This window comes from Marinobacterium aestuariivivens, from assembly GCF_042661465.1.
Taxonomy (GTDB): domain Bacteria; phylum Pseudomonadota; class Gammaproteobacteria; order Pseudomonadales; family Balneatricaceae; genus Marinobacterium_A; species Marinobacterium_A aestuariivivens.
The window spans coordinates 729,755-750,324 of sequence record NZ_JBHSWE010000001.1 but is presented as its reverse complement, the minus strand read 5'-3'; the positions used below and the strand labels follow the sequence as shown (position 1 = coordinate 750,324).

The following is a 20,570-nucleotide window of genomic DNA, read 5'->3' as shown; positions in this document are numbered from 1 at the left end:
TTGTACTCCGGGTCAATAATGCCCCCGCCAGACGGCTGGCGGGGGCACTGGAAGGAACTTACTGGCCGGTCTTGATTCGCGTCCAGAGGCGGTTGATCGCCTTGGTTTCGCGGTTGCTCGGCGTTTTCAGCGTGATGAAGCGCTCGCGGGTCGCCTGGGGCGGGTAGATACCCGGATCCTGGCGTACCGCCTCGTCGACGAGTTCCGTGGCCGCGGCATTGGCGTTGGCGTAGGCCACATAGTTGCTGATCGGCGCGATGACGTCGGGGCGCATCAGGAAGTCGATGAATTTGTGGGCGGCGGCGGCGTTCGGTGCATCGGCCGGAATCGCCATGACGTCGGTCCAGACGACGGCACCTTCGGACGGCACCAGGTAGGCGATCTCGACATTGTTGCCGGCTTCTTCGGCGCGGGCCTTGGCCTGGAGTATATCGCCGCTGTAGCCGTGGGCAACGCAGAGGTCGCCATTGGCCAGGTCGTTGATGTACTGCGAGCTGTGGAAGTAGCGGATGTTCGGACGCACCGCATTGACCACGGCGGCCGCTTCATCCAGCGCTTCGCTGCCATAGTCGTTCGGGTTCTTGCCCAGGTAGGCGCGGGCCGCGACCAGCACCTCGGTCGGGTCGTCCATCAGCGATACGCCGCAGGCCGAAAGCTTGGCGCTGACCTCAGGATTGAACACCAGCCGCCAGCTGTCCAGGGCCGCATCCTCGCCGAGAATCTCCCGTACCTTGCCGACGTTGATGCCGATGCCGGTGGTACCCCACATATAGGGCACCAGGTGGGCGTGATCGGCATCAATATCGCCGAGCGAGCCCAGGATCACCGGATCCAGGTTGCCGTAGTTGCTCAGCTTGGACTTGTCCAGCGGCTGGAAGATACCGGCGCTGATCTGGCGGTCGGCGAACGGGCGGGCGGTCGGGAAGACCAGGTCGTAGCCGCTGCTGCCGGCCAGCAGCTTGGCTTCGAGCACCTCGTTGGAGTCGTAGACATCGTACAGCACCTTGATGCCGGTCTCCTGCTGGAACCTGTCGATCGTATCCTCGGCGATATAATCGGACCAGTTATAGACATGCAATTCCTCTTCGGCCGAGGCCTGCAGCGACATGCCCAGCGCCAGGGCCGCGGCGAGAGTTTTCAATCCGAACAACCGGCTTTTCATCGAATGGGATCCCCCATCAACAATAGGAAAATGGATGCTGTAAAACGCTTTGCGGGGTCGGGCGAAAAAGACCCGGTACAGCGCCTGTTTGCAGCGCCGAATATGAACAAAACGGGAAAAAAACACCAACATTTTTTTCTGCTGCTAGCCCGTTTTCGCCTTGGTAAGGTGGCGACCGTGTTTGCACCGGCGGCGCCCCGGTCCCGACCGGCGCGGCGGCAGGAGTGGCGGGTTGTGGAACGGCTGTCTGCGCCCGTCCGATTCAAGCTAGACAGGGATTGTGACGACGTCAAGCGGGCGGTAAGGTAGGGGGCTGTTGCCGCCCGCAGGATATTCACAGAGCTGCGAACCGTCCGTCTCTTGGCATTAAATATACATTTGGCACGCCTGATTTCTGGAATTATTCTCAATAAATCATATGCTTGGGTGGGGATTGCGAGCGTTTGACTGTCGCTGTTCGGAGACTTTTGCCTGAGGGCTTCAGGCAAGCCGGGGTGTTGGAGGCATGGAAAAACACAAGGACAGGGCCAGATGGAGAAAGCGCTGGATACCCTATCTTGGCATTCTGTTGATGGTGGTCTGCGGGATTCTGGGTACCGAGTATGTCGCCGGTCTGGCCACTCAGCGGGTGCTTGAGTCCCAGCAGCGCGAAACGCAGGCGCAACTGTCGGAGTTGAGGGCAAGGATCGAGAGCGAGATCAACTCGGTGCTTTATCTGACCCGTGGGCTGAGCGCCTATATTGTCGCCAGACCCGACGCTGCTCCGGGGGAGCTGGAAATCATCGCCTCGCATATCCTGCGCGGTAGCCAACATATCCGCAATATCGGACTGGCACCGGACAATGTGGTGCGTTTCGTCTATCCCCGCCAGGGCAATGAAGCGGTTCTGGGCCTCAATTACGAAAAGGATCGACGGCAGTGGCCGGCGATTCTGCAGGCGATCGATCGTAACGATACGATGGTGGCCGGTCCGCTCGAGCTGGTACAGGGGGAACTGGACTGATTGCCCGGACCCCTATATTCGTCGACGAAGGCAAGGACAGCCGCTACTGGGGCATGAGCTCGGTCGTGATCGATATCGAATCGGTGTTGCGGGCGGCCGGCGTCTATGAGCAGGAGCTGGGGCCCCTGGCTATCCGGCATGTCGATACCCTGGGGGCGGATCAGGACCAGTTCTGGGGCGACGAGGGAATTTTCGAGACGGAAGGCGTGCAGACCCAGGTGGTATCTTTCCGGCGCAACTGGTGGCAGTTGGGCGTTGTGCCCCGGGCCAGAGGCGCGCTTGCCGCGGGGTTGCGGGTAAAAGCGCTCAGCTACGGCCTGCTGTTGGCAATGGTGGCGCTGTCTTTGCAGCTGGTGCGGATTTTTCACCGTGCCGAAGAGCGCGCAACGCGTGACCCCCTGACCGCCTTGCCCAACCGGCGACTGCTGTTGGAACGTGCCCGGCAACTGGTGTCGCTCAGCAATCGCAGCGGGCTCGGGTTCGGGCTCTGCTATGTGGATCTGAACGGCTTCAAGCCGGTCAACGACAAGTTAGGGCATCATGCAGGCGATGCCGTACTGCTCGAGGTCGCGAAGCGCCTCCTCGGGGCGCTGCGCCAGTCCGATACCGTTGCCCGTACCGGCGGCGACGAGTTCGTTATCCTGCTGCCGCTGATGCAGGGCGCGGACGAGGCTCGGCAGGTCATCCGCAAGTTGGCGCAGGCACTTGAGCCACCGATCAGCTACCGTGGCCATCAGATCGATATCGGCGCCAGTTTCGGTTGCGCGCTCTATCCCACCGACGCGGAGAATCTGGAAGCACTGATGGCCGTCGCTGATACGCGGATGTACGAGATGAAAGCCTACTCGAAACAGGCCTGACCCTATTGGGAGGGCAGGAGTCGCTCATCATGGCACAGAAGCGTCAATGGTATCGGTTATACTGGCCGCCGTTATCGATTGCATGAGACTCCGCCATGAACTACTGGCTGTTCAAGACCGAGCCCGATGTGTTCGGAATTGAGGACCTGGCCGCGTGCCCGCAGCAGACCGCACGCTGGGATGAGATTCGCAATTTCCAGGCGCGCAACTACCTGCGTGACCGGGTGCGTACGGGCGATCGGGTACTGATCTACCACAGCAGCTGCAAGGACGTCGGCATTGCCGGCATCGCCGAGGTGGTGAGCGATCCCTATGCCGACCCCAGCCAGTTCGATCCGCAGCATACGTTGTTCGACGCGCGAGCGACGCCCGGGGCGCCGCGCTGGTTCTGCGTCGATGTCAGGTTGCTGCAGCGCTTCGCCCGGGTGCTGCCGCTGAAGGAGCTGAAACGCGAACCTGCACTCGCCGAGATGGTGCTGTTGCGTCAGGGGCGGCTTTCGGTGCAGCCGGTGCGGCCGCAGGAATGGGAGATATTGCTGTCGATGGCGGACTGATCGGAATTGTTTTTTCCAGATTTTCCGGATATGTTGCTGAAAGCCCACGAATCGAAGGAACTGCCGCTCGGACAGGGAATGCAATGAAAGCGATCGTCTATCTCTGCGACAGCGACCGTCAGTTATGATGCTTCTCGGCTGGAGAAGCCTGATGCGCCGGCGCCTGGTACCGCTCCTGTGCCTGCTGCTGGTTACGATGAGCGGTACACTGGTGACCGAGTATGTTGCGGGGCTGGCCTCCGAGCGGGTCCAGGAGTCACGTCAGCGCGAGTCTCTGGCACGCCTTGCCGAACTGAGGGCCCGGCTCGAGAGCGAGATCAATTCGGTCATCCATTTCACCCGGGGCCTGATGGCCTATCTGGAATATCGTCCCTACCTGACGCGCGCGGAGTTCGAGTTCGTCGCTGCACGGATGGTGCAGGACGGTACCTACATCCGCAATATCGCCCTGGCGCCCGATAATGTGGTGCGTTTCGTTTATCCCCGTGAAGGCAACGAAAAGGTGCTGGGGTTCGATTATCGTCATAACCCCGACCAGTGGCCGGCGGTACGGGAGGCGATCGAGCGCCAGAGCAGCCTGGTCGTCGGCCCGGTGGCGCTGGTTCAGGGCGGCCTGGGGCTGATCGTCCGTACCCCGGTGTTCGTCGATGACGGCACCAGCCACCGGTACTGGGGCATGGCCTCGATCGTGATCGACATGGAGGCGTTGCTGCAGGGGGCCGGTATCGCCGGTGAACTCGCCGGGACGGTCGCCATCCGCGGGGTGGACGGCCTGGGTGCCGAGGGGGCCCAGTTCTTCGGCCCGCCGGGACTTTTCGAGCGGCCGGGCGTGCTGACCCAGGAGGTGATTTTCCAGCACAGTGCCTGGCAGCTCGGCCTGTTGCCGGACGACTCGGACAGCGGGCTCGCGGCGATGCGGGTCCGCATTCTCGCCTATGGTCTGCTGCTGATCATCCTGGTGTTGCTGCTGCAACTGATGCAGACCTTCCGCCGTTTCGAGCGCCGAGCGACCCACGACCCCCTGACCGGCCTGCCGAACCGGCGGCTGCTGCTGGAGCGTGCAGCCCAACTGCTGGCCCTGAGCCGGCGGGGACGCCTCGAATTCTGTCTCTGCTATATCGACCTGGACGGTTTCAAACCGGTCAACGACCGCTTCGGCCATCACGCCGGCGACCTGGTGCTGCTGGAAGTCGCCGCCCGGCTGCGCCGGGTATCCCGCGCCTCCGATACCGTGGCCCGGACCGGTGGAGACGAGTTCGTACTGCTGCTGCCGATGGTGCGCAACGCCCGCGAGGCCGACCAGGTGGTCGACAAACTGCGCCTGGCACTGGACGAGCCGTTCGATTGCGAATCGCAACGGATATCGGTCGGTGCCAGCATGGGCTGGGCGCTGTTCCCGTCCGAAGCCGATGACCTCGACGACCTGATGGCGCTGGCCGACAGCCGGATGTATCAGGTCAAGGCAAGGCGAAAATCCGCCCTGGCGGACTACGCTATGTAGGTTGGAATGATGCCGGTAGGTTGGAATGATGCCCCGAAGGGGCGAATTCCGACCGGTGAATCGCATTCCGGGTGGCGCTCCACGGGGACGGTCCATGGGGTGGCGGCCCATGCCGTTGTGGCACGCGCTTGGGGAAACCCGGAATTCACTCCGTTCATTCCAGGCTACGGCTCTTCGATGAAACGTCCGAGGCGCTGGCGCAACAGGCGGTTTTCGAGGCGCGCACGCTCCAGTTCCTCCAGCAGTTCCAGTGCCAGTGCAATACCGGACCAGTCGATGCCGAGGTCGCGATGCAGGCGTGAGGCCCTGCGTGCTGTCACGATCATCGTGGACTCGAAACGCCAGCGGTCGGGCGACGCGCCGCCAGGTTCGAGGATGCCTTCCTCGACCATCCGCAGCAGGACTTTCTCCGGCAGGTCCGAGGCCAGGCTGAACTCCTCGAAGCTCAGTTCTATCTGCACAGGGGTCATGACTTGCTCCAGTCTGCACGCGGGTCGAACGGGACGGCGTCGGCCAGCTGTTGCCACAGCTTTTCTGCCTGCGTATCGCCGGCCGGCGGCATCACCACCTTGAGTACCGCATAAAGATCGCCCCTTGCGCCACCGCGTCCGGGCAGTCCCTTGCCGCGAATGCGCAGGCGCTGCCCCGTCTGGCTGGAAGGCGGTATCTTCAGCTGAATGCGGCCGTTCAGGGTCGGTACCTGGATGCGGGCCCCGAGCGCCGCCTCCCAGGGCGTCAGGGGTACCGTGATGATCAGGTTGTGCCCCTCGACGTCGAACAGCGGATGGGGCACCAGGCGGATGCGCAGATAGAGGTCGCCGGGGGTGCCGCCCTGCAGACCCGGTGCGCCCTGACCCTTGAGGCGGATGCGTTCGCCGTCGACGACGCCGGCCGGGATCCTGACGTTGAGCCGGCGCCGCTTCTGCACCAGGTGACCGCTGGCATCGACCTGTGGCACTTCGAAGCTGATCGGCTTGGACTCCTCCGATAGGGTATCCTCGAGAAAGATCGGCAGATCGAGCTCGATATCCCGGCCGCGGCTGGCGAAACCGCGGGCTTCACCGCGGGGCCGGTGCTGCTGGCGGGCACCGCCGAAGATCGACTCGAAAAAGTCCGAAAAGCCGCCGAAGGGGTCGGTATCGGCACGGAATTCGGCCGACGATTGCCAGCCCGGTGGCGGTTCGAACGGCTTGCCGTGACGGCCATAACGACGCAGTTCGTCGTATTCGGCGCGCTTCTGGGCATCCTTCAGCACCTCGTAGGCTTCGGAGACCTCCTTGAAATGCGCCTCGGCGTCCTCTTCGCTGCTGACGTCGGGATGGTAACGGCGTGCCAGCTTGCGATAGGCGGCCTTGATCGCCGTCTTGTCGGCCTCGGGATCGACCCCGAGGATCCTGTAATAATCCTTGAACTCCATAGTTTCGCTTCGCTCAAAGGTGCACGCTACGTAGGGTGGAATGAGCTTGCGAATTCCACCGGTGTTTTCAGATAACTCCCGACATCTCTGGTGGAATTCGCTTCGCTCATTCCACCCTACCTCTCAATATTGCCTTGCCTCATCGACCCGCGGTACATAACGCCCTTCCTCCAGTGCCTGGATGTCGCCGGCGATCTGTTCCAGCGCCCCGTCGATCAGTGTCGGGGCGGCTATATGGGGCGTGACGATGACCTCGGGGCGTGACCATAGCGGGTGACCGGCCGGCAGCGGCTCCTCGGCGAAGACATCGAGCAGGGCGCCGCGCAGGTGGCCGGCCTCCGGGCGGCGAGCAGGGCTCCCGGGTCCAGGGTGTCGCCGCGGCCGGGGTTGATCAGCACCGCGCCCCGGGGCAGCTGGGCGAGGCGGTGGGCATCGAGCAGGTCCCGGGTCTCGTTCGTGGCCGGCAGCAGGTTGACGAGGAAGTCGCAGTGCCCGAGATAATGATCGAGGTGCTCCAGGCCCGAATAGGTGTCGATGCCGTCGATCGATTTCGGTGTACGGCTCCAGCCCTGAACACAATAGCCCAGCTGTTGCAGTGACTGGCCGACCCGGCTGCCGAGGGCGCCGAGTCCCAGCAGGCCGATGCGCAGGGTCTCCCGCGCGCGGGCCTGCAGCGGTTGCCAATGCTGCTGCTGTTGCTGCTGCCGGTAGCGGTCGAAGTCGCGCCCGAAATGCAGTATGCCGTAGAGCACATATTCGAGCATCCACCGGTCCATGCCGGCGTTGCGCAGCCGGATCAGCGGCACCTCGGTGGGGCGTCCCGGCAGGCTCAACAGCGCATCGACGCCGGCACCCAGATTGAAAATGGCACGCAGGCGCGTCTGCTGTGCGAACAGCTCGACCGGCGGATGCCAGAGCAGTGCATAGTCGGCCTGCCACTGCGGCGACAGCCCGGGCGACCAGAGCTGTATGTCCTGGGTCGGCAGGTGCTGACGGATCGCATCGAGCCAGCGCTCGCTGTCGAGTCCCTGGCCGTAAAAAAGAATCTTCATCAGGCGAACTCCTGGCTCAATAGAGGGCCCAGCGTTTCAGTTGCATCGCCTTCTGTACCCGTTCGGTGGCGAGCTGTTCGGCGGCCTGGCGTGGTGCCAGGCCGCCTGCCCGGGCGGCATCGAGCATGGCCCGGGTGTTGCTTCTGACCTTGTCGCGAATGCTCTCGAAGGCGACCGACTGGCTCAGATGGCGGTATTCCATGGCGGCGCAGATCACGCCGCCGGCGTTGGCGATGAAATCCGGCAGGCTGAGAATGCCGCGTGCGTGCAGCCGGGCCTCGGCTTCGGGCGTCACCGGGATATTGGCGCCCTGGGCCACCATACGGGTCCGCAGCCGGTCGACGTTGTCGGCGCGGATCACGTCGGGGCGCGCCGCCGGTATCCAGATGTCGCACTCGATATCGACGATGGCCTCGGCGGCCGCGACCCGACCCTCGCCGTACTCGCCCACCGAACGTCCCTCGCGCTTCAGTGTTTCGAGTCGCTCGAGATCGAGCCCGGCGGGATCGGAGAGACTGGCGCGGGAGTCGCAGACGGCGACAATGCGGGCACCGCGCTCGGCGAGAAAGCGGGCGACATGGCGGCCGACGGCGCCGAAACCCTGCACCGCGACACGGGCGCCATCGAGTTCGAGACTGCAGTCCGGTGCCGCCTCGTCGATGGCCTGGAACAGGCCCCAACCGGTCGCGCCGATCTGGTCCAGCGGGATGCCGCCAAGTTCCGAGGGCAGACCGACGGCCCGGCCGATCTCGTCCCGGACCCAGGCCATGCAGGACTCGTCGGTGCCCATGTCGGGGCCGAAGATATAGTCCCGGCAGTCGCGCAGCGCGCAGGCGAAGGCCCTGATCAGGCGCTCCTTGTCGCCGGGCGGCATGCGCGGATCGCCCACCAGCACCGACTTGGCACCACCATGGCAGAGCGAGGCCACAGCATTCTTCAGCGTCATGGCGCGTGCCAGACGCGCGCACTCGGTCAGGCTCACGTCCGGTGCCATGCGCAGGCCGCCGATCGCCGGCCCCGCCGCGACATTGTCGATCACCAGCACGCCCTCCAGGCCGATGCCCGGCTCCCGCACCTGGATGATCCGGGTGGGGCCGAGACGGTCGCCGCCGTCGAAATCCAGCTTCATCTGCAGTCTCCTCCGTTTCAGGCTAAGTAAAGCAGCTTTTCGCGTGGCTGATGGTGGATGCCCTTTTTAGGGCGGCCTCAATGGGCGCCGTCGCCCTCCCGTAAAGGTCGTATGCGCGCCTTTTCAGTATGTCGTCCGGACGATGAGGCATTGCTCGGATCAGGCGAAAAAATGATATGAATCAATAAATTGTAAGATTATCGCCGGGCCTTTTCCCGGGACTGGAGGCGCTTTTCCCGGGCCTGGAGGCGCTTTTCCGGGTCGGGAGGGCGATCAGGATGAGAATGCCTTTCATTTGAGCATTCCGGTTGCGACCCGTGACGGTACCGGTTACGAACAGGCCTGGAAACCTCGTTCAGGTAATCCGAGGGGCCTGATACGGAGTGTTGATTGTTTTGCCCTGTCTGTTTTGAAATAGGTGGCATAAAAAGCGGTTTTTTGGTTAAAAAGGCAGTTGTATTTGCTGAAATTTCCGATTGTCCGCCGTCATTGCCGCTGAAAAAGTGCCCGTGATAAAAGCCGACTCGACATCGCACACAGCTACTACGAGGTTCGAGATGGCGCAGATCAAAAAACAATTCCGCTCCCTGGTCACCGCAATGGCCGCCGCGACCGCGCTGCTGGCCGGCGCTGCCCAGGCCGAAACCCTGAAACTGGCGACCGATTCCGGTACCAAGGGCTCGCCGGCCGGCGATGCACTGAAGCGCTGGGGCGAGCTGATCGAGGAGAAATCCAACGGCGACCTCGACGTCAAGGTGTTCTACCAGAACGAGCTGGGCGGACAGCAGGAAGTGTTCGACCTGCTGGTGGCCGGTGATATCGACATCATGCTGAACTGGCCGATGACCTCCTACGACAAGCGTATCGGCGTCATCTACACCCCGTACATGACCCTGTCCTGGGACGAGGCGATCAAGGCCTACAGCCCGGGCGGCTGGGTCAACAACATGCTCGGCGGCATCTACGAGGATATAGGCCTGAAATTCTTCGGCCCCTGGCCGGAAGGCTTCAACGGCGTCGCGACGCGTGGCAAGTATGCCCTCGACATCGGGCAGGCCGACGGCCTCAAGGTCCGCACCATGACCGTCTTCCCGGCTCCCCAGACCATGCAGGCGCTGGGCTACCAGACAGCCGCAATCGACTGGGGCGAAGTTTACACCGCGCTGCAGACCGGCGTGGTCGACGGCGAAGCCGGCAACGTCATCTACTGGGATTACGAATACTTCCGCGACTCCCTCGACTACTACGTGCGCACCAAGCACTTCTTCATGACCGGCATCCTGACGATGAACCTCGAATCCTTCGACGGTCTGGACGAGGCGCAGCAGAAGGCTGTCTCGGACGCCGCCATCGAGGTGATGAACGAGCAGTTCAAGGCCGCCCGCGAGCAGGACGAGTTCTATGTGCAGAAGGCCAAGGAGTCGGGCATGGAGTACTTCGAGCCCAGCGACGAACAGATCGGCGTCTTCGCCCGGGCGGCACGCGAGAAGGTCTGGCCGCTGATGGATGCAGAAGTCGGCGCGGAAATCATGGAAACCATTCGCGGCAATGCGTCTGCGCTCTGACCGATAACCGCCGGCAGAACGACCACGGCCCGGGCTTTCCGGGCCGCGGTCGTTGGGAGGATTCTCATTATGATTGGCCACACTCTGTCCCGCCTCGACCGGGGCCTGGGTCGGCTGCTCGATGCCATGGCTCTGGTCTCGAGCCTGCTGGTTGTCGCGTTGATGCTGTTTCTGGTGCTGTCACGCTACGTATTTGGCTGGTCGGTCGTCGGCCTGCTCGAGCTGATCATGCTGTTCGGCATGTGGCTCTACATGGTCGGCAGCCTGATCGCCAGCCGCAAGGGCGAACACCTGGTGGTGGACTTCCTGCAGCAGCAGCTGATTAACGAGCGTACCCGGGCCCTGCACCAGACGCTGGTCGCTGTCGTCACCCTGGCGATCTGCTGCTTCTTCGTCGTGCTGTCCTGGCGCATGCTTCAGTGGGGCATGCGCCGGCCCCAGTCCACGCCGGGACTGGGCATTCCGCTCTGGCTGCCCCAGGCCTCGATCCTGTTCGCCTCGGTCGGCTGTACCCTCTACGCCCTGCGCGATTGCTGCCGCGGCGTTGTCGCGGTCGGCGAAAGCCGCCGCAGTCTGCCCCTGTCCGATTCCGAACCCAAGCCGGAGATGCGCTGATGGAAGCTTTACTGGCCATAGTCCTGCTGCTGGTGCTGATGGGCATCGGCATACCGGTCGCCTGGTCCTTCGCCGGCGTGCTGGCGTATCTCACCTTCGCCTACGATGCCAACCTCAACACCCTGATGCTGCAGGGCTATCGCTCGGTCGATTCGGTGATCCTGATCGCGCTGCCGCTCTTCGTCCTGACCGGCTACCTGATGCAGAGCGGCGGCATTGCTCGCCGGCTGGTGGACTTCATCGAGATGCTGGTGGGCAGGCGCCGCGGCGGCATGGGCGCCTCGATGGTGCTGGCGTCGGGTATTTTCGGCGCCATCGCCGGCACCGCCACCGCTGCGGTGGCGTCGATCGGCACCATCATGATCGGTCCGCTGGAGCAGCGCGGCTATCCCCGTGGCTACTCCTCGGCACTGCTCGGCATCTCGTCTCTGCTCGGGATACTGATTCCGCCCTCGATCACCATGATCCTGTTCGCGGTGGTGACGCGCCAGTCGGTGGCCGCCTGTTTCGCCGCCTCGGTGGGGCCGGCGCTGCTGCTGATCGCGGGCCTGATCATCGCCAACCGGCTGTCAGTCGGGCGTCTGTTCGAGGAGGTCGCGTCCAGGCCCGGCATCCCTGTCCCAGACCCCGAGTCGTGGCCGGGCCACGCTGCGGGCGACGCCGGCGCTGATGCTGCCGGTGATCATCCTCGGTGGCATCTACGGCGGAGTCTTCACGCCGACCGAAGCGGCGGCGGTGGCGGCCTTCGTGGCGATCGTTATCGGCTTCCTGATCTACCGCGACCTCAACCTCAAGCGGTTTTCCCACAGCGTGATCGCCGCCGCCGAAACCACCGGCACCGTGATCCTGATCCTGCTGTTCAGTTTCATGATCGGGCGTATCCTGGCATCGGAGCGGATTCCGCAGGAGCTGACCGAGACCGTGGCTTCGCTGATCAAGGACCCGGTGATGATCCTGATCGCGGTCAACCTCTTCCTGATCTGGCCGGCGCCATCATGGACGATGTCTCGGTGACGGTGGTGATCGCGCCGCTGTTCCTGCCGCTGATGGTGGAGTCGGGTGTCAACCCGGTGCACTACGCCTCGATCGTCGCCTGTTCGGTGGTGATCGGCGCCAACAGTCCGCCGGTGGCCCCGATCCTCTACATGGCGTGCCGTATCGGCCAGGTCTCGATCCACAAGACGGTGATGCCGGCGCTGATGCTGATCGCCTGGGTCGGGCTGCCGGTGATGCTGGTGACCACCTTCGTGCCGGAGCTGTCGCTGTTCCTGCCGCGGTTGCTGGGGTTTATTTGATGTAGGTTGGGTAGCGCGGCATAGCAACCGCAATGGATTGCGGTAAGCCGCCCGGCGGGAATGCCTGCATTGCAGGAGCAAATGAAGGCCGCGAAGCCCAACAACCGCTCTGCCGGCTGACACCAATCGATCTGCAATACGATCGATATGGCGGGTTTCGCGATGCCCATACAAGGCGCGAAACCTTTCTGGCGGGTAAAATGCATCGCTCTACCCACCCTCCACACGTGCCGTCGATTGCCCCGTTGGAATTCGCCTTCGGCTCATTCCAGGTTAGTAGCTGTACGAAACCGACAGCGAGCCGTAGCTGTTGCCCTTGCGCTGGCCCTCGAACTCCCGGCTGCGGTGGACGCGGGCGAAGGAGAGTTTCCAGCCTTCGAACACCGCCGAGACGCCGAGGGCCGCTTCGCCGACCAGCGACTCGCGGTCGACCGAGTGGCTGTCGCGCCAGGTATTGCCGTCGAGGAAGATGTCCTGCAGCACCCAGCGGCCGTCCAGCGAAACGAAGCCGTGCAGACCCAGGGTGCCGTTGAGGCGCGGGTCGCGACGGCCCGGGGCGCTGTTGTCGCCGCCGGGGCGCAGCGCCGAGGTACCGAAGTCGTCCGGCAGGCGCCAGCCGAGCCGCAGCTCGGCGCCGGCATTGAGGTAGGTGGCGACGTTGCCGAGGCTGCCGCCGGCGTGCCAGATCAGGTCGGTACCCCAGCCCGCGGGCGTCTTGAGGCTCTGCTGGCGGCGCTTGTGCTCGTAGACCAGCTGCAGGCCGGGCTCGTTCTCGAGCTGGTTGTCCCAGCCCTGGAACTTGTCGAAGCCACGCAGATCGTGGATGAAATCCTGGGCTTCCTGGCCCAGCGCCGCCGGGCCGATCATGCCGAGATTGAGCTCCACCGAATTAAGCTTGTTGCGGGTCTTGGCATGGTAGCCGACGCCACCGTAGAGCCAGGCGGCATAGGGCCGGTCGGTCGGATCGATATCGGTACGGTCGATATCTTCCGGCGTGTAGATCTGCTGGCCCAGGGTCAGCACGATATTGCGCCGGACTTCGTCGATGCGCGATTCCGGCACGGGGTACAGGGGCTCGAACCAGTCGTTCAGCTCCCGTACCCAGGCCGGCAGGCGCGGATCGTAGAGGAAATTGTCGATATCGGGCGAGACCGCCGAGAAGCGGGCCCCGTTCGTATAGTGGCGGTCGGTCTCGGCGAAGAGGTCGTTTTCCAGATAGAAGTTGTAGGTCCAGGGCGCACCCTCCTCGGCCAGGGTCGGCAGCGGCAACAGCGTCGCAAGCAGCAGGATCCGGGTACGCACGGCGGGCCTCAGGAAAAATAGCTGCGGCGCGCGCGCTTGCGCAGCTGGCGCCAGACCAGCACCAGCAGCAGCACGAACAGCACCAGCATCAGATAGGGCCAGTCGATGCCGGCGAGGCTCCAGCCATTGTCGGCGCACTCTCCGACACCACGGAAGGCCTCGGCCAGCGAGGGCATGCCCGGACCGCCGTTGAGCGCGGTGCCGTCGAGCTGGTCGCAGGGGGCAGATCGGCGGTGGTGCGCAGCCAGATCTGGCGCAGGCTTGCCGCCAGGCCGCCGAACACCAGCAGCAGGTTGCAGCCGGCCAGCAAGCGCTGCAGCCAGGGACGCGGATTGATCACCCAGCCGATCAGGAACAGCACCGCCATGACCAGCAGGATCACGCGGGTGACGGTGCACAGCGGACAGGGCTCGATACCGAGTTCGCCCTGGAGGTAGAGCACCGCGAAGGCCAGGGTGCCGCCACAGGCGGCCAGCCCGATAAAGTTGATCAGGCGATAGGAGAGTCCGGCGTTGTCGGGATTGGGAATCACGGGCAGTCCTTGAAAGTGTCAGTGATTGTCGTTTCTTCTGTTGTCGTCATGCCCGGCGCGCCTTCGCTGCAGCAGCCGGGCTCGATAACCATATCCGAAACCGCTCCACCTGACTATTTGCGCTGCCAGCTGCCGCCTTGAGACTGGATGTAGTGGCCGGGTGCCGCCTTCTGCTGCAGGCGCTGACCGATCCGCAGCTCGATGATGCGCAGCTCGACACCGGCGCTTTTGGCGCTGTCCTGGTAGGCCTCCTTGCGCTGGCGGTTGATGTCGGCCACCAGGGATCTGAGGGCGCTGTCCGGGCTGTCGACCACGATGCCGAGGTAGCCGTTGACCTGTTCGCCGACGAGGCCCTGGTCCTTGGCTTCATCGAGGGACAGCGCCCAGGCCGGGAGGGCCAGCAGACTGAGGGCGAGGCCCATCATGGCGAGCAGGTGTTTCAGTGTCTTCTTCATGACGGACTCCTATTAGAACAGGTCGCTGTTTTCCTGGAGCAGTTCATCGATCTCGCGGTCGACCTTGACCAGGATCTCGTGCTCGATCTTGACGTTCAGGTTGATGGTGATCGGCTCGCTGGGCGTTGCGATCTGCACCGTCGGCGTACAGCCGACGATCAGTCCGATGCCTGCCAGCGCCAGGGCGCCGAGTCGTTGCCTGATATCCATGATAGTGTCCTCAGTTCCGCACGGGCTAACGGTAGCGTTGCTCGATCGAATCCGTTAATTTGCCGGTAAATTGCAGGGCCTGCAGCAATTTCAGCAGGTTCTGCTCGATATTGATATTGAAATCGACCGGCCGGCCGCCGTTCCAGCCCGGGTTGTAACCTTTCAGGCGCGTCTGCATCAGGGCGGCGCCGTCGGGCGCGTACTGCAGGTCGACCGACAGTACCTCGTAATGAAAGTCCCGCAGCGCTTGCAGTGCCATTGCCATGCCCTGATGGGACTGCCCCAGTGCGGCGACGCCGGCGTCGGGAGCGTAACGAATCCGGCCGGGGCCTGCATTGCCGATGCGGCCGTCGCGTACCCGCAGGCCTGTCGGGTCGTATCGAAGCGGCAAAACCCCCGACAGCTCACCCTCGCCGCTGAGACCCGGCTGCTGTTGCAGCTCCAGCAGCCGTGCCAGCTGCAGGCGCTCCAGTCTGACCCGGGTTTCCAGTCTGGGCGAGAGCGGATTTATGCTAACTGAATCGACATCGAGGTGACCGCCCAGCAGCCGGGCCTCGAACTGCTCGAGGCGCAGCTCAGGGGCTGCTGCGGTGCCTGACGGTAGTCGTAGACGGCCTCGACAGTCTCGACCGGAAAGCCGATATCGAGCAGCGGGATGCTCAGCCGGCCCTGGTGTTCCAGGCGTCCGTTGCGGCGCATCAGGGCCAGCCCCTTCCATTCGCCGCCTTCGATGCGGGCTGCCCGCCACTGGGCCGCGAGCCGCTCGATGTGCGGCTCAAGCCGTAGCGCCAGGCCGTCCTGCGTCCAGTTGGCACTGCCGTCGAGGTGCAGCTGACCGCCGGTCACCGTCAGCTCCGGAGGCGCCGGCGGGTGATAGCGGTTCCACAGCTGCTCCACCTGCTTCAGTGCCAGCGGCCGGGTCTGCCAGTGGATATCGCTTTCGAGGGGCGCCAGGCGGGTGCGGGCCCGGCCTTGGGCGATCAGCGACGGGGCGTCAAGGCGCAGTTCGAAGCGGTTCTCCAGGGTCGAGCCGTCGAACTCGAAGTCGCTGCTCAGCGCCGCCATCGGCAGCGGCTGTTCGGGTTGCTGCCACTCGATGCGCTCGAACGCGACCGCACCGGACAGTGTCCGCTGCTGCATATCGACTGTCTGCAGATGCAGCGACGCGGGGCCCAGCAACAGCTCCCCTGGTCATGTTGCAGCCGGGCGCTGGCAAGCTCGAGGGTCAGGGGCGCCAGCATTGCGCTGCCGGGCAGGTCGTCCAGCGAGGCGTCGAGTTCCAGTGTGCTTGCCAGCCGGGTGGTGAGTGCGGACGTGCCGAAGGCGCCCAGCTCGAGCCCCTTAAACTGGAGTTCGCCGCCGGCCGGGAGCCGCACCTGCAGGTGGCCGTTATCGACCTGCAGCCGTCCGTCCAGGGGCAGTGTCAGGCGTTCCAGTCCGGCCACCGGTGCCTGCAGCCTCAGCTCGCCGCTGAGCTGCTGCTCGAGCGACAGCGCCCGCCACCAGTCGGTGGCGGCCAGGTCCAGCTGCAATGGCAGCTGCAGTCGCCCTTCGCTGTGCAGCTCGCCCTCGATGCCGGGCAGCGTCATCGCCAGCGGCAGCCACTGCTGCTGCCAGTCCCGGGCCCGGTCCAGCGCGAGGGTCTGGAGGAGGTCGATATCCAGCTCAGCGTCACGGCGGTGCAGTGTGCCCCGGGCCTGGTAGAGCGGCGCGTTGTCGTGCGTCAGCCTGGCCTCGAAACGGTTGCCGCCATCGAGTTGAAGGTCCAGGCGCGCCAGCGGTCGGGAGGCGGAAAACAGCTGCAGGCGGCTGATCAACTGCCCCTGCTGCAGATCGAAATTGCCCTGCAGAACGGGCTCCGGCCCGCCGCCGCTGTCGTAGCTCAGGGTCAGTTGCCCGACCTGCAGGCGGTCCGCCGGCGCCAGACCGAGCCAGGCGGTGGGCAGCATCGTGGCGAGGTCGAAGGGCGCGCTGTCGGGGGGCGCGGTGCCGGTCTGGCGCACGCGCAGCTCGATCCGGGGGATGCGGATCAGCGTCAGGCGCTGTTCCAGCAGCAGTGTCAGGGGCGCATACTCGACCTCGATCGAGTCGGTGGTCAGCGCCAGGTGTCGCTGCGGCTGCTGCTGTCCGAGACTGAAATGGCGGATCAGCAGGCGGTTGCGCCCGGGATGGGCCAGTTGCAGCTGGGGCTGCTCGAAGCCGCGGGATTCCAGCCAACCGGTCAGCACGTAGCTGGCCAGCGCCGGCAGACCGGCATACAGCAGGCCCAGCAACAGCAGCGGTATCAGCAGCCAGAGTGCGCGGCGCAGCATCATCGCGGTCCTTCAGCGGCTTGGGGGTCTGGAGGGAGGGACTCCGTGCTGGCGGATAAATTCACCCAGCAGACGGAATTCCTCGCTGCGCGCCGCCTGGCGACGCCACATCAGGCCGATCGAGCGGCGCACGCCGGCTTCGGCAAAGCGCTTGGTGCGCACGCCGGTACCGGCCAGAATCGGCGTATCGAGGGCCATGCGTGGCAGCAGCGTGACGCCGATGCCGTTGGCGACCATCTGTACCAGGGTGTTGAGGCTGGTGGCCTGGTAGGGCACCGACAGTTCGCCGCTGTTGAGCCGGCACGCGGCCAGGGCATGGCCGCGCAGGCAGTGGCCCTCTTCGAGCAGCAGCAGGTCCTGCCCCTGGAGGTCCCGGGTATGGAGAAGCTCCAGCGCGCCCAGCGGATGGCGGGGCGGGTAGGCCAGCACGAAATCGTCGTCGAACAGATGCAGTGTCTCCACGCCCTCGGCCGGGAAGGGGATCGCCAGCAGCAGCAGGTCCAGGTCGCCCTGCTGCAGCGCGTCTACCAGGTGCTGACTCAGGTCTTCGCGGATAAACAGCTGAAACGCCGGGTGCTCGGCCCGCAGCCGCTGCAGCAGGCGCGGCAGCAGATAGGGCGCGATGGTCGGGATGACCCCCATGCGCATGCGGCCGCTCAGCGGCAACGCCGAGCGTTCGCACAACGCCGCCAGGTCCTCTACCGCGTTGAGTATCTGGTGGCTGCGCGCCACCGCCTCGCGGCCGACCTCGGTCAGCAGGACCCGCTTGCTGTTGCGCTCCAGCAGGACCACGCCCAGGTGCTCCTCGAGTTCCTGAATACCGGCGCTGAGGGTGGACTGTGAGACATAGCAGGCCCGGGCCGCGCGGCCGAAGTGCAGATGTTCGGCCACGGCGCAGAGGTATTTGAGCTGTTTCAGGGTCGGCGGATGTGTCATCGAAAAAACCGATCGCTACATCTGAATTTATCTATTGTACAGATTCTAGATGCCCGCCTACTTTTTAACCAGGGAGCCTGAGTGGCAGCAGGCCGCGCGTGGGCTCTTGGAACCGAAACGATCTCCCCAACAGTTTCTGGAGGTGTGTCATGTCGCTCAAAGGCTCGCAAACCGAACAAAACCTGAAGGATGCATTCGCCGGCGAATCCCAGGCCAATCGCCGCTACCTTTACTTCGCTTCCAAGGCCGATGTCGAAGGCTATAACGATGTCTCCGCCGTCTTCCGCTCCACCGCAGAGGGCGAGACCGGACATGCCCACGGCCATCTGGAATACCTCGAGGAGGTCGGCGATCCGGCGACCGGTTTGCCGATCGGCGCAACCGCGGCCAACCTGAAGTCCGCCATCGCCGGCGAAACGCACGAATATACCGACATGTATCCGGGCATGGCGAAAACCGCGCGCGACGAGGGTTTCGACGAAATCGCCGACTGGTTCGAGACGCTGGCCAAGGCGGAGCGCAGCCACGCCAACCGCTTCCAGAAGGCCCTGGACGCGCTGGACAGCTAGTCGGCGGTGCGGTGCGCTTCGCGCACCGCACCGACTATCCGAACCCAACCGCATATCCGCTTCGTAACCCGGGAGGCAAGAGCAGATGAGTCAGAGCAAGACGACGCGTGAAGGCAGCCTGGAAGCCCCGACCCGGCATCCTATCGACTGGAAGTCGGACGAGTTCAACGATAGCGAGGCACTGAACCGGGAGTTGGAGCGGGTGTTCGACATCTGCCATGGCTGCCGCCGCTGCGTCAGTCTCTGCGATGCTTTCCCGACGCTGTTCGACTTGGTCGACGAATCCGAAACCCTGGAGGTCGACGGCGTCGACAAGGCCGACTACATGAAGGTCGCGGATCAGTGCTACCTCTGCGACATGTGCTACATGACCAAGTGTCCCTACGTGCCGCCCCACGAATGGAACGTCGATTTTCCGCACCTGATGCTGCGGGCCAAGGCGGTACGCTTTCGCAGCGAGGGCGCCTCCTTCCGTGACAGGACCCTGACCAGCACGGACAGGATGGGGCGCCTGGCGACCATCCCGCTGGTGGACGTCACCGTCAACGGCATGAACCGCAACGCTGCCTTCCGCGGCCTGCTCGAGAAAACCCTGGGGTGCATCACGAGGCGCCGTTGCCCCAATATCACAGCAAGACCCTGCGCAAACGGGTCGGCGGCCTTGCCCGCGCGATCGAGCCCCGGGCCGTCAACGGCACCACCGGCAAGGTGGCGCTGTTCGCCACCTGTTACGGCAACTACAACAAGCCGGATCTGGGCGAGGACCTCTATCGCGTCTACCAGCACAACGATATCCGCATCGAGCTGGTGCCGCGGGAGCAGTGCTGCGGCATGCCCAAGCTCGAAATCGGCGATCTCGAATCGGTGGCGCGGGCCAAGGAGGCCAATATCCCGGTGCTGGCCAGACTGGTCGACGAGGGGTTCGATCTGATCGCGCCGGTGCCCTCCTGCGTGCTGATGTTCAAGCAGGAACTGCCGCTGATGTTCCCGGACGACCCCGGTGTCGCCAAGGTGCAGGCCGCCTTCTTCGATCCCTTCGAGTACCTCTGGCTGCGCCACAAGGGCGGCGAGCTCAAGACCGACTTCAAGCAGGGGCTTGGCGATATCAGCTACCAGGTCGCCTGCCATCTGCGGGTGCAGAATATCGGCCTCAAGACCCGCGATGTGCTGAGCCTGGTGCCGGATACCCGGGTCCAGGCGCTGGAGCGCTGCTCCGGCCACGACGGTACCTATGCGGTACGTGTCGAGACCCGCGACAAATCGGTCAAGATCGCCAAACCCGTGGTGCGCAAGGTGGATCAGCAGCAGGCCGATCATTTCGCCAGCGACTGTCCGATGGCGGCCACCCATATTGGCCACCTGAGCGAGTCGGTCGCCGAACCGGAGAACCCGATGGCACTGTTGCGCAAGGCCTACGGAATCTGAATTTTTGTATCAAGTAGCGGAGTTTAGCCATGACCAAACTGACCCCTGACGATCTCTGGTCGCTGGAGACCTATGCCCGGCGCCGTGCCGAATTCCGCGCCGAGGTGATGAGCCACAAGCGCAACCGGCAACTGATGCTCGGCGAGCATGTGCGGCTGTTTTTCGAGGACAGGACCACCATCCAGTACCAGATCCAGGAGATGCTTCGGGTCGAGAAGCTGTTCGAGGTACAGGAGATCCAGGACGAGCTCGATGCCTACAACCCGCTGATCCCCGATGGCAGCAACTGGAAGGCGACGATGATGATCGAGTTCACCGACGTCGAGGAGCGCCACCGGCGCCTGGCCGAGATGGTCGGCATCGAGCACCGGGTCTGGATGCGGGTCGGGGACCTGGACAGAGTCACGCCGATCGCCGATGAGGATATGGAACGTAGCACCGAGGACAAGACCTCCAGCGTGCATTTCCTGCGCTTCGAGTTGACGCCTGAAATGGTCGGGGCGGCCTGTGCCGGCGCCAAGGTGACGGCCGGCATCGGACATCCCGCCTACCGCGTCGAGGCGACGGAGTTGAGCCCGGCGCTGCGCGATGCGCTGGTGGGGGACCTCGCGCCGGTGACGCATTGAGTCCATGAGGTACCGGGTTCGAACCCCGTGCTATGCCCGCGTCGGAATTC

General features: G+C 64.2%; 23 protein-coding genes and 3 pseudogenes. 12 read left to right on the top strand and 14 right to left on the bottom strand.

Going from position 1 to position 20,570, the window contains the following annotated elements; all coding sequences use genetic code 11:
- Positions 1-58: 58 nt before the first annotated feature.
- Positions 59-1,162 carry a polyamine ABC transporter substrate-binding protein gene (locus tag ACFQDL_RS03875; RefSeq protein WP_379907895.1) on the bottom strand — a complete coding sequence of 368 codons (1,104 nt, stop codon included), beginning with the start codon at positions 1,160-1,162 and terminating at the stop codon, positions 59-61.
- 505 nt (positions 1,163-1,667) lie between these two features.
- Here ACFQDL_RS03875 and ACFQDL_RS03870 point away from each other — a divergent pair.
- The 4 genes from ACFQDL_RS03870 (at position 1,668) to ACFQDL_RS03855 (ending at position 5,080) form a co-directional block, all read left to right on the top strand.
- Positions 1,668-2,165 carry a CHASE domain-containing protein gene (locus tag ACFQDL_RS03870; protein WP_379907894.1) on the top strand — a complete coding sequence of 166 codons (498 nt, stop codon included), beginning with the start codon at positions 1,668-1,670 and terminating at the stop codon, positions 2,163-2,165.
- 65 nt (positions 2,166-2,230) lie between these two features.
- Entirely contained in the window at positions 2,231-3,025 is a 795-nt protein-coding gene (locus ACFQDL_RS03865; RefSeq protein ID WP_379907893.1) for a GGDEF domain-containing protein, read from the top strand.
- Positions 3,026-3,120: 95 nt separating this feature from the next.
- Positions 3,121-3,579, top strand: coding sequence for an EVE domain-containing protein (locus ACFQDL_RS03860; RefSeq protein WP_379907892.1), 459 nt, complete (start codon positions 3,121-3,123; stop codon positions 3,577-3,579).
- Positions 3,580-3,730: 151 nt separating this feature from the next.
- Positions 3,731-5,080: a diguanylate cyclase domain-containing protein gene (locus tag ACFQDL_RS03855; protein ID WP_379907891.1), complete on the top strand. Its 1,350-nt coding sequence runs from the start codon at positions 3,731-3,733 to the stop codon at positions 5,078-5,080.
- A gap of 164 nt (positions 5,081-5,244) precedes the next feature.
- On the opposite strand, the gene ACFQDL_RS03850 is transcribed toward ACFQDL_RS03855, so the two are convergent.
- From ACFQDL_RS03850 to ACFQDL_RS03830, 5 genes are all read right to left on the bottom strand, one after another.
- Entirely contained in the window at positions 5,245-5,550 is a 306-nt protein-coding gene (locus ACFQDL_RS03850; RefSeq protein WP_379907890.1) for a chaperone modulator CbpM, read from the bottom strand.
- Positions 5,547-6,497: a DnaJ C-terminal domain-containing protein gene (locus ACFQDL_RS03845; protein WP_379907889.1), complete on the bottom strand. Its 951-nt coding sequence runs from the start codon at positions 6,495-6,497 to the stop codon at positions 5,547-5,549. The genes ACFQDL_RS03850 and ACFQDL_RS03845 overlap by 4 nt, the downstream gene beginning before the upstream one ends.
- Positions 6,498-6,620: 123 nt before the next feature.
- Complete coding sequence (locus ACFQDL_RS03840; RefSeq protein WP_379912859.1) at positions 6,621-6,785, bottom strand: hypothetical protein; 165 nt, start codon at positions 6,783-6,785, stop codon at positions 6,621-6,623.
- Complete coding sequence (locus tag ACFQDL_RS03835) at positions 6,728-7,549, bottom strand: NAD(P)-dependent oxidoreductase (protein WP_379907888.1); 822 nt, start codon at positions 7,547-7,549, stop codon at positions 6,728-6,730. Before ACFQDL_RS03835 ends, ACFQDL_RS03840 begins: the two co-directional genes overlap by 58 nt.
- 16 nt (positions 7,550-7,565) lie before the next feature.
- A complete protein-coding gene (locus ACFQDL_RS03830) occupies positions 7,566-8,678 on the bottom strand; it encodes a Glu/Leu/Phe/Val family dehydrogenase (RefSeq protein WP_379907887.1) in 1,113 nt (370 codons plus the stop codon).
- Positions 8,679-9,235: 557 nt separating this feature from the next.
- Here ACFQDL_RS03830 and dctP point away from each other — a divergent pair.
- The 5 genes and pseudogenes from dctP (at position 9,236) to ACFQDL_RS03805 (ending at position 12,153) form a co-directional block, all read left to right on the top strand.
- Positions 9,236-10,243 (top strand): TRAP transporter substrate-binding protein DctP, encoded by a 1,008-nt coding sequence (gene dctP, locus ACFQDL_RS03825; RefSeq protein WP_379907886.1) that lies wholly within the window; start codon positions 9,236-9,238, stop codon positions 10,241-10,243.
- A 69-nt stretch (positions 10,244-10,312) separates the two neighbouring features.
- On the top strand, positions 10,313-10,858 hold the full coding sequence (locus ACFQDL_RS03820) for a TRAP transporter small permease (protein ID WP_379907885.1): 546 nt from the start codon (positions 10,313-10,315) through the stop codon (positions 10,856-10,858).
- A pseudogene (locus ACFQDL_RS03815) lies at positions 10,858-11,415 on the top strand (TRAP transporter large permease subunit); the annotation flags it as partial. The gene ACFQDL_RS03820 and the pseudogene ACFQDL_RS03815, both read left to right, overlap by 1 nt.
- A gap of 112 nt (positions 11,416-11,527) precedes the next feature.
- Positions 11,528-11,872: a TRAP transporter large permease subunit gene (locus ACFQDL_RS03810; RefSeq protein ID WP_379912857.1), complete on the top strand. Its 345-nt coding sequence runs from the start codon at positions 11,528-11,530 to the stop codon at positions 11,870-11,872.
- Positions 11,854-12,153, top strand: a complete 300-nt coding sequence (locus ACFQDL_RS03805) for a TRAP transporter large permease subunit (RefSeq protein ID WP_379912855.1) — start codon at positions 11,854-11,856, stop codon at positions 12,151-12,153. Before ACFQDL_RS03810 ends, ACFQDL_RS03805 begins: the two co-directional genes overlap by 19 nt.
- A 273-nt stretch (positions 12,154-12,426) precedes the next feature.
- On the opposite strand, the gene ACFQDL_RS03800 is transcribed toward ACFQDL_RS03805, so the two are convergent.
- The 8 genes and pseudogenes from ACFQDL_RS03800 to ACFQDL_RS03760 all read right to left on the bottom strand — a co-directional run bounded on the left by ACFQDL_RS03800 (position 12,427) and on the right by ACFQDL_RS03760 (position 17,900).
- Positions 12,427-13,455, bottom strand: a complete 1,029-nt coding sequence (locus tag ACFQDL_RS03800; protein WP_379907884.1) for a lipid A deacylase LpxR family protein — start codon at positions 13,453-13,455, stop codon at positions 12,427-12,429.
- 8 nt (positions 13,456-13,463) lie between these two features.
- Positions 13,464-13,631 (bottom strand): disulfide bond formation protein B, encoded by a 168-nt coding sequence (locus tag ACFQDL_RS03795; protein WP_379907883.1) that lies wholly within the window; start codon positions 13,629-13,631, stop codon positions 13,464-13,466.
- 65 nt (positions 13,632-13,696) lie between these two features.
- Positions 13,697-13,987: pseudogene (locus ACFQDL_RS03790) on the bottom strand (disulfide bond formation protein B); the annotation flags it as partial.
- Positions 13,988-14,100: 113 nt separating this feature from the next.
- Positions 14,101-14,442, bottom strand: a complete 342-nt coding sequence (locus tag ACFQDL_RS03785; RefSeq protein ID WP_379907882.1) for a YdbL family probable chaperone protein — start codon at positions 14,440-14,442, stop codon at positions 14,101-14,103.
- Positions 14,443-14,454: 12 nt separating this feature from the next.
- Positions 14,455-14,652 (bottom strand): YnbE family lipoprotein, encoded by a 198-nt coding sequence (locus ACFQDL_RS03780; protein ID WP_379907881.1) that lies wholly within the window; start codon positions 14,650-14,652, stop codon positions 14,455-14,457.
- A 25-nt stretch (positions 14,653-14,677) separates the two neighbouring features.
- Positions 14,678-15,717 (bottom strand): annotated as a pseudogene (locus tag ACFQDL_RS32910) (intermembrane phospholipid transport YdbH family protein).
- Positions 15,705-16,967 (bottom strand): intermembrane phospholipid transport protein YdbH family protein, encoded by a 1,263-nt coding sequence (locus ACFQDL_RS03765; protein WP_379907879.1) that lies wholly within the window; start codon positions 16,965-16,967, stop codon positions 15,705-15,707. Before ACFQDL_RS03765 ends, ACFQDL_RS32910 begins: the two are co-directional and overlap by 13 nt.
- Before the next feature lie 9 nt (positions 16,968-16,976).
- Positions 16,977-17,900, bottom strand: a complete 924-nt coding sequence (locus ACFQDL_RS03760; RefSeq protein WP_379907878.1) for a hydrogen peroxide-inducible genes activator — start codon at positions 17,898-17,900, stop codon at positions 16,977-16,979.
- Positions 17,901-18,049: 149 nt separating this feature from the next.
- On the opposite strand from ACFQDL_RS03760, the gene ACFQDL_RS03755 reads away from it, so the two are divergent.
- From ACFQDL_RS03755 to ACFQDL_RS03745, 3 genes are all read left to right on the top strand, one after another.
- Positions 18,050-18,469: a rubrerythrin family protein gene (locus ACFQDL_RS03755; RefSeq protein WP_379907877.1), complete on the top strand. Its 420-nt coding sequence runs from the start codon at positions 18,050-18,052 to the stop codon at positions 18,467-18,469.
- Positions 18,470-19,084: 615 nt separating this feature from the next.
- Positions 19,085-19,894, top strand: coding sequence for a heterodisulfide reductase-related iron-sulfur binding cluster (locus ACFQDL_RS03750; RefSeq protein WP_379907876.1), 810 nt, complete (start codon positions 19,085-19,087; stop codon positions 19,892-19,894).
- A gap of 29 nt (positions 19,895-19,923) precedes the next feature.
- Positions 19,924-20,520 carry a DUF3501 family protein gene (locus tag ACFQDL_RS03745; RefSeq protein WP_379907875.1) on the top strand — a complete coding sequence of 199 codons (597 nt, stop codon included), beginning with the start codon at positions 19,924-19,926 and terminating at the stop codon, positions 20,518-20,520.
- Positions 20,521-20,570 lie beyond the last annotated feature (50 nt).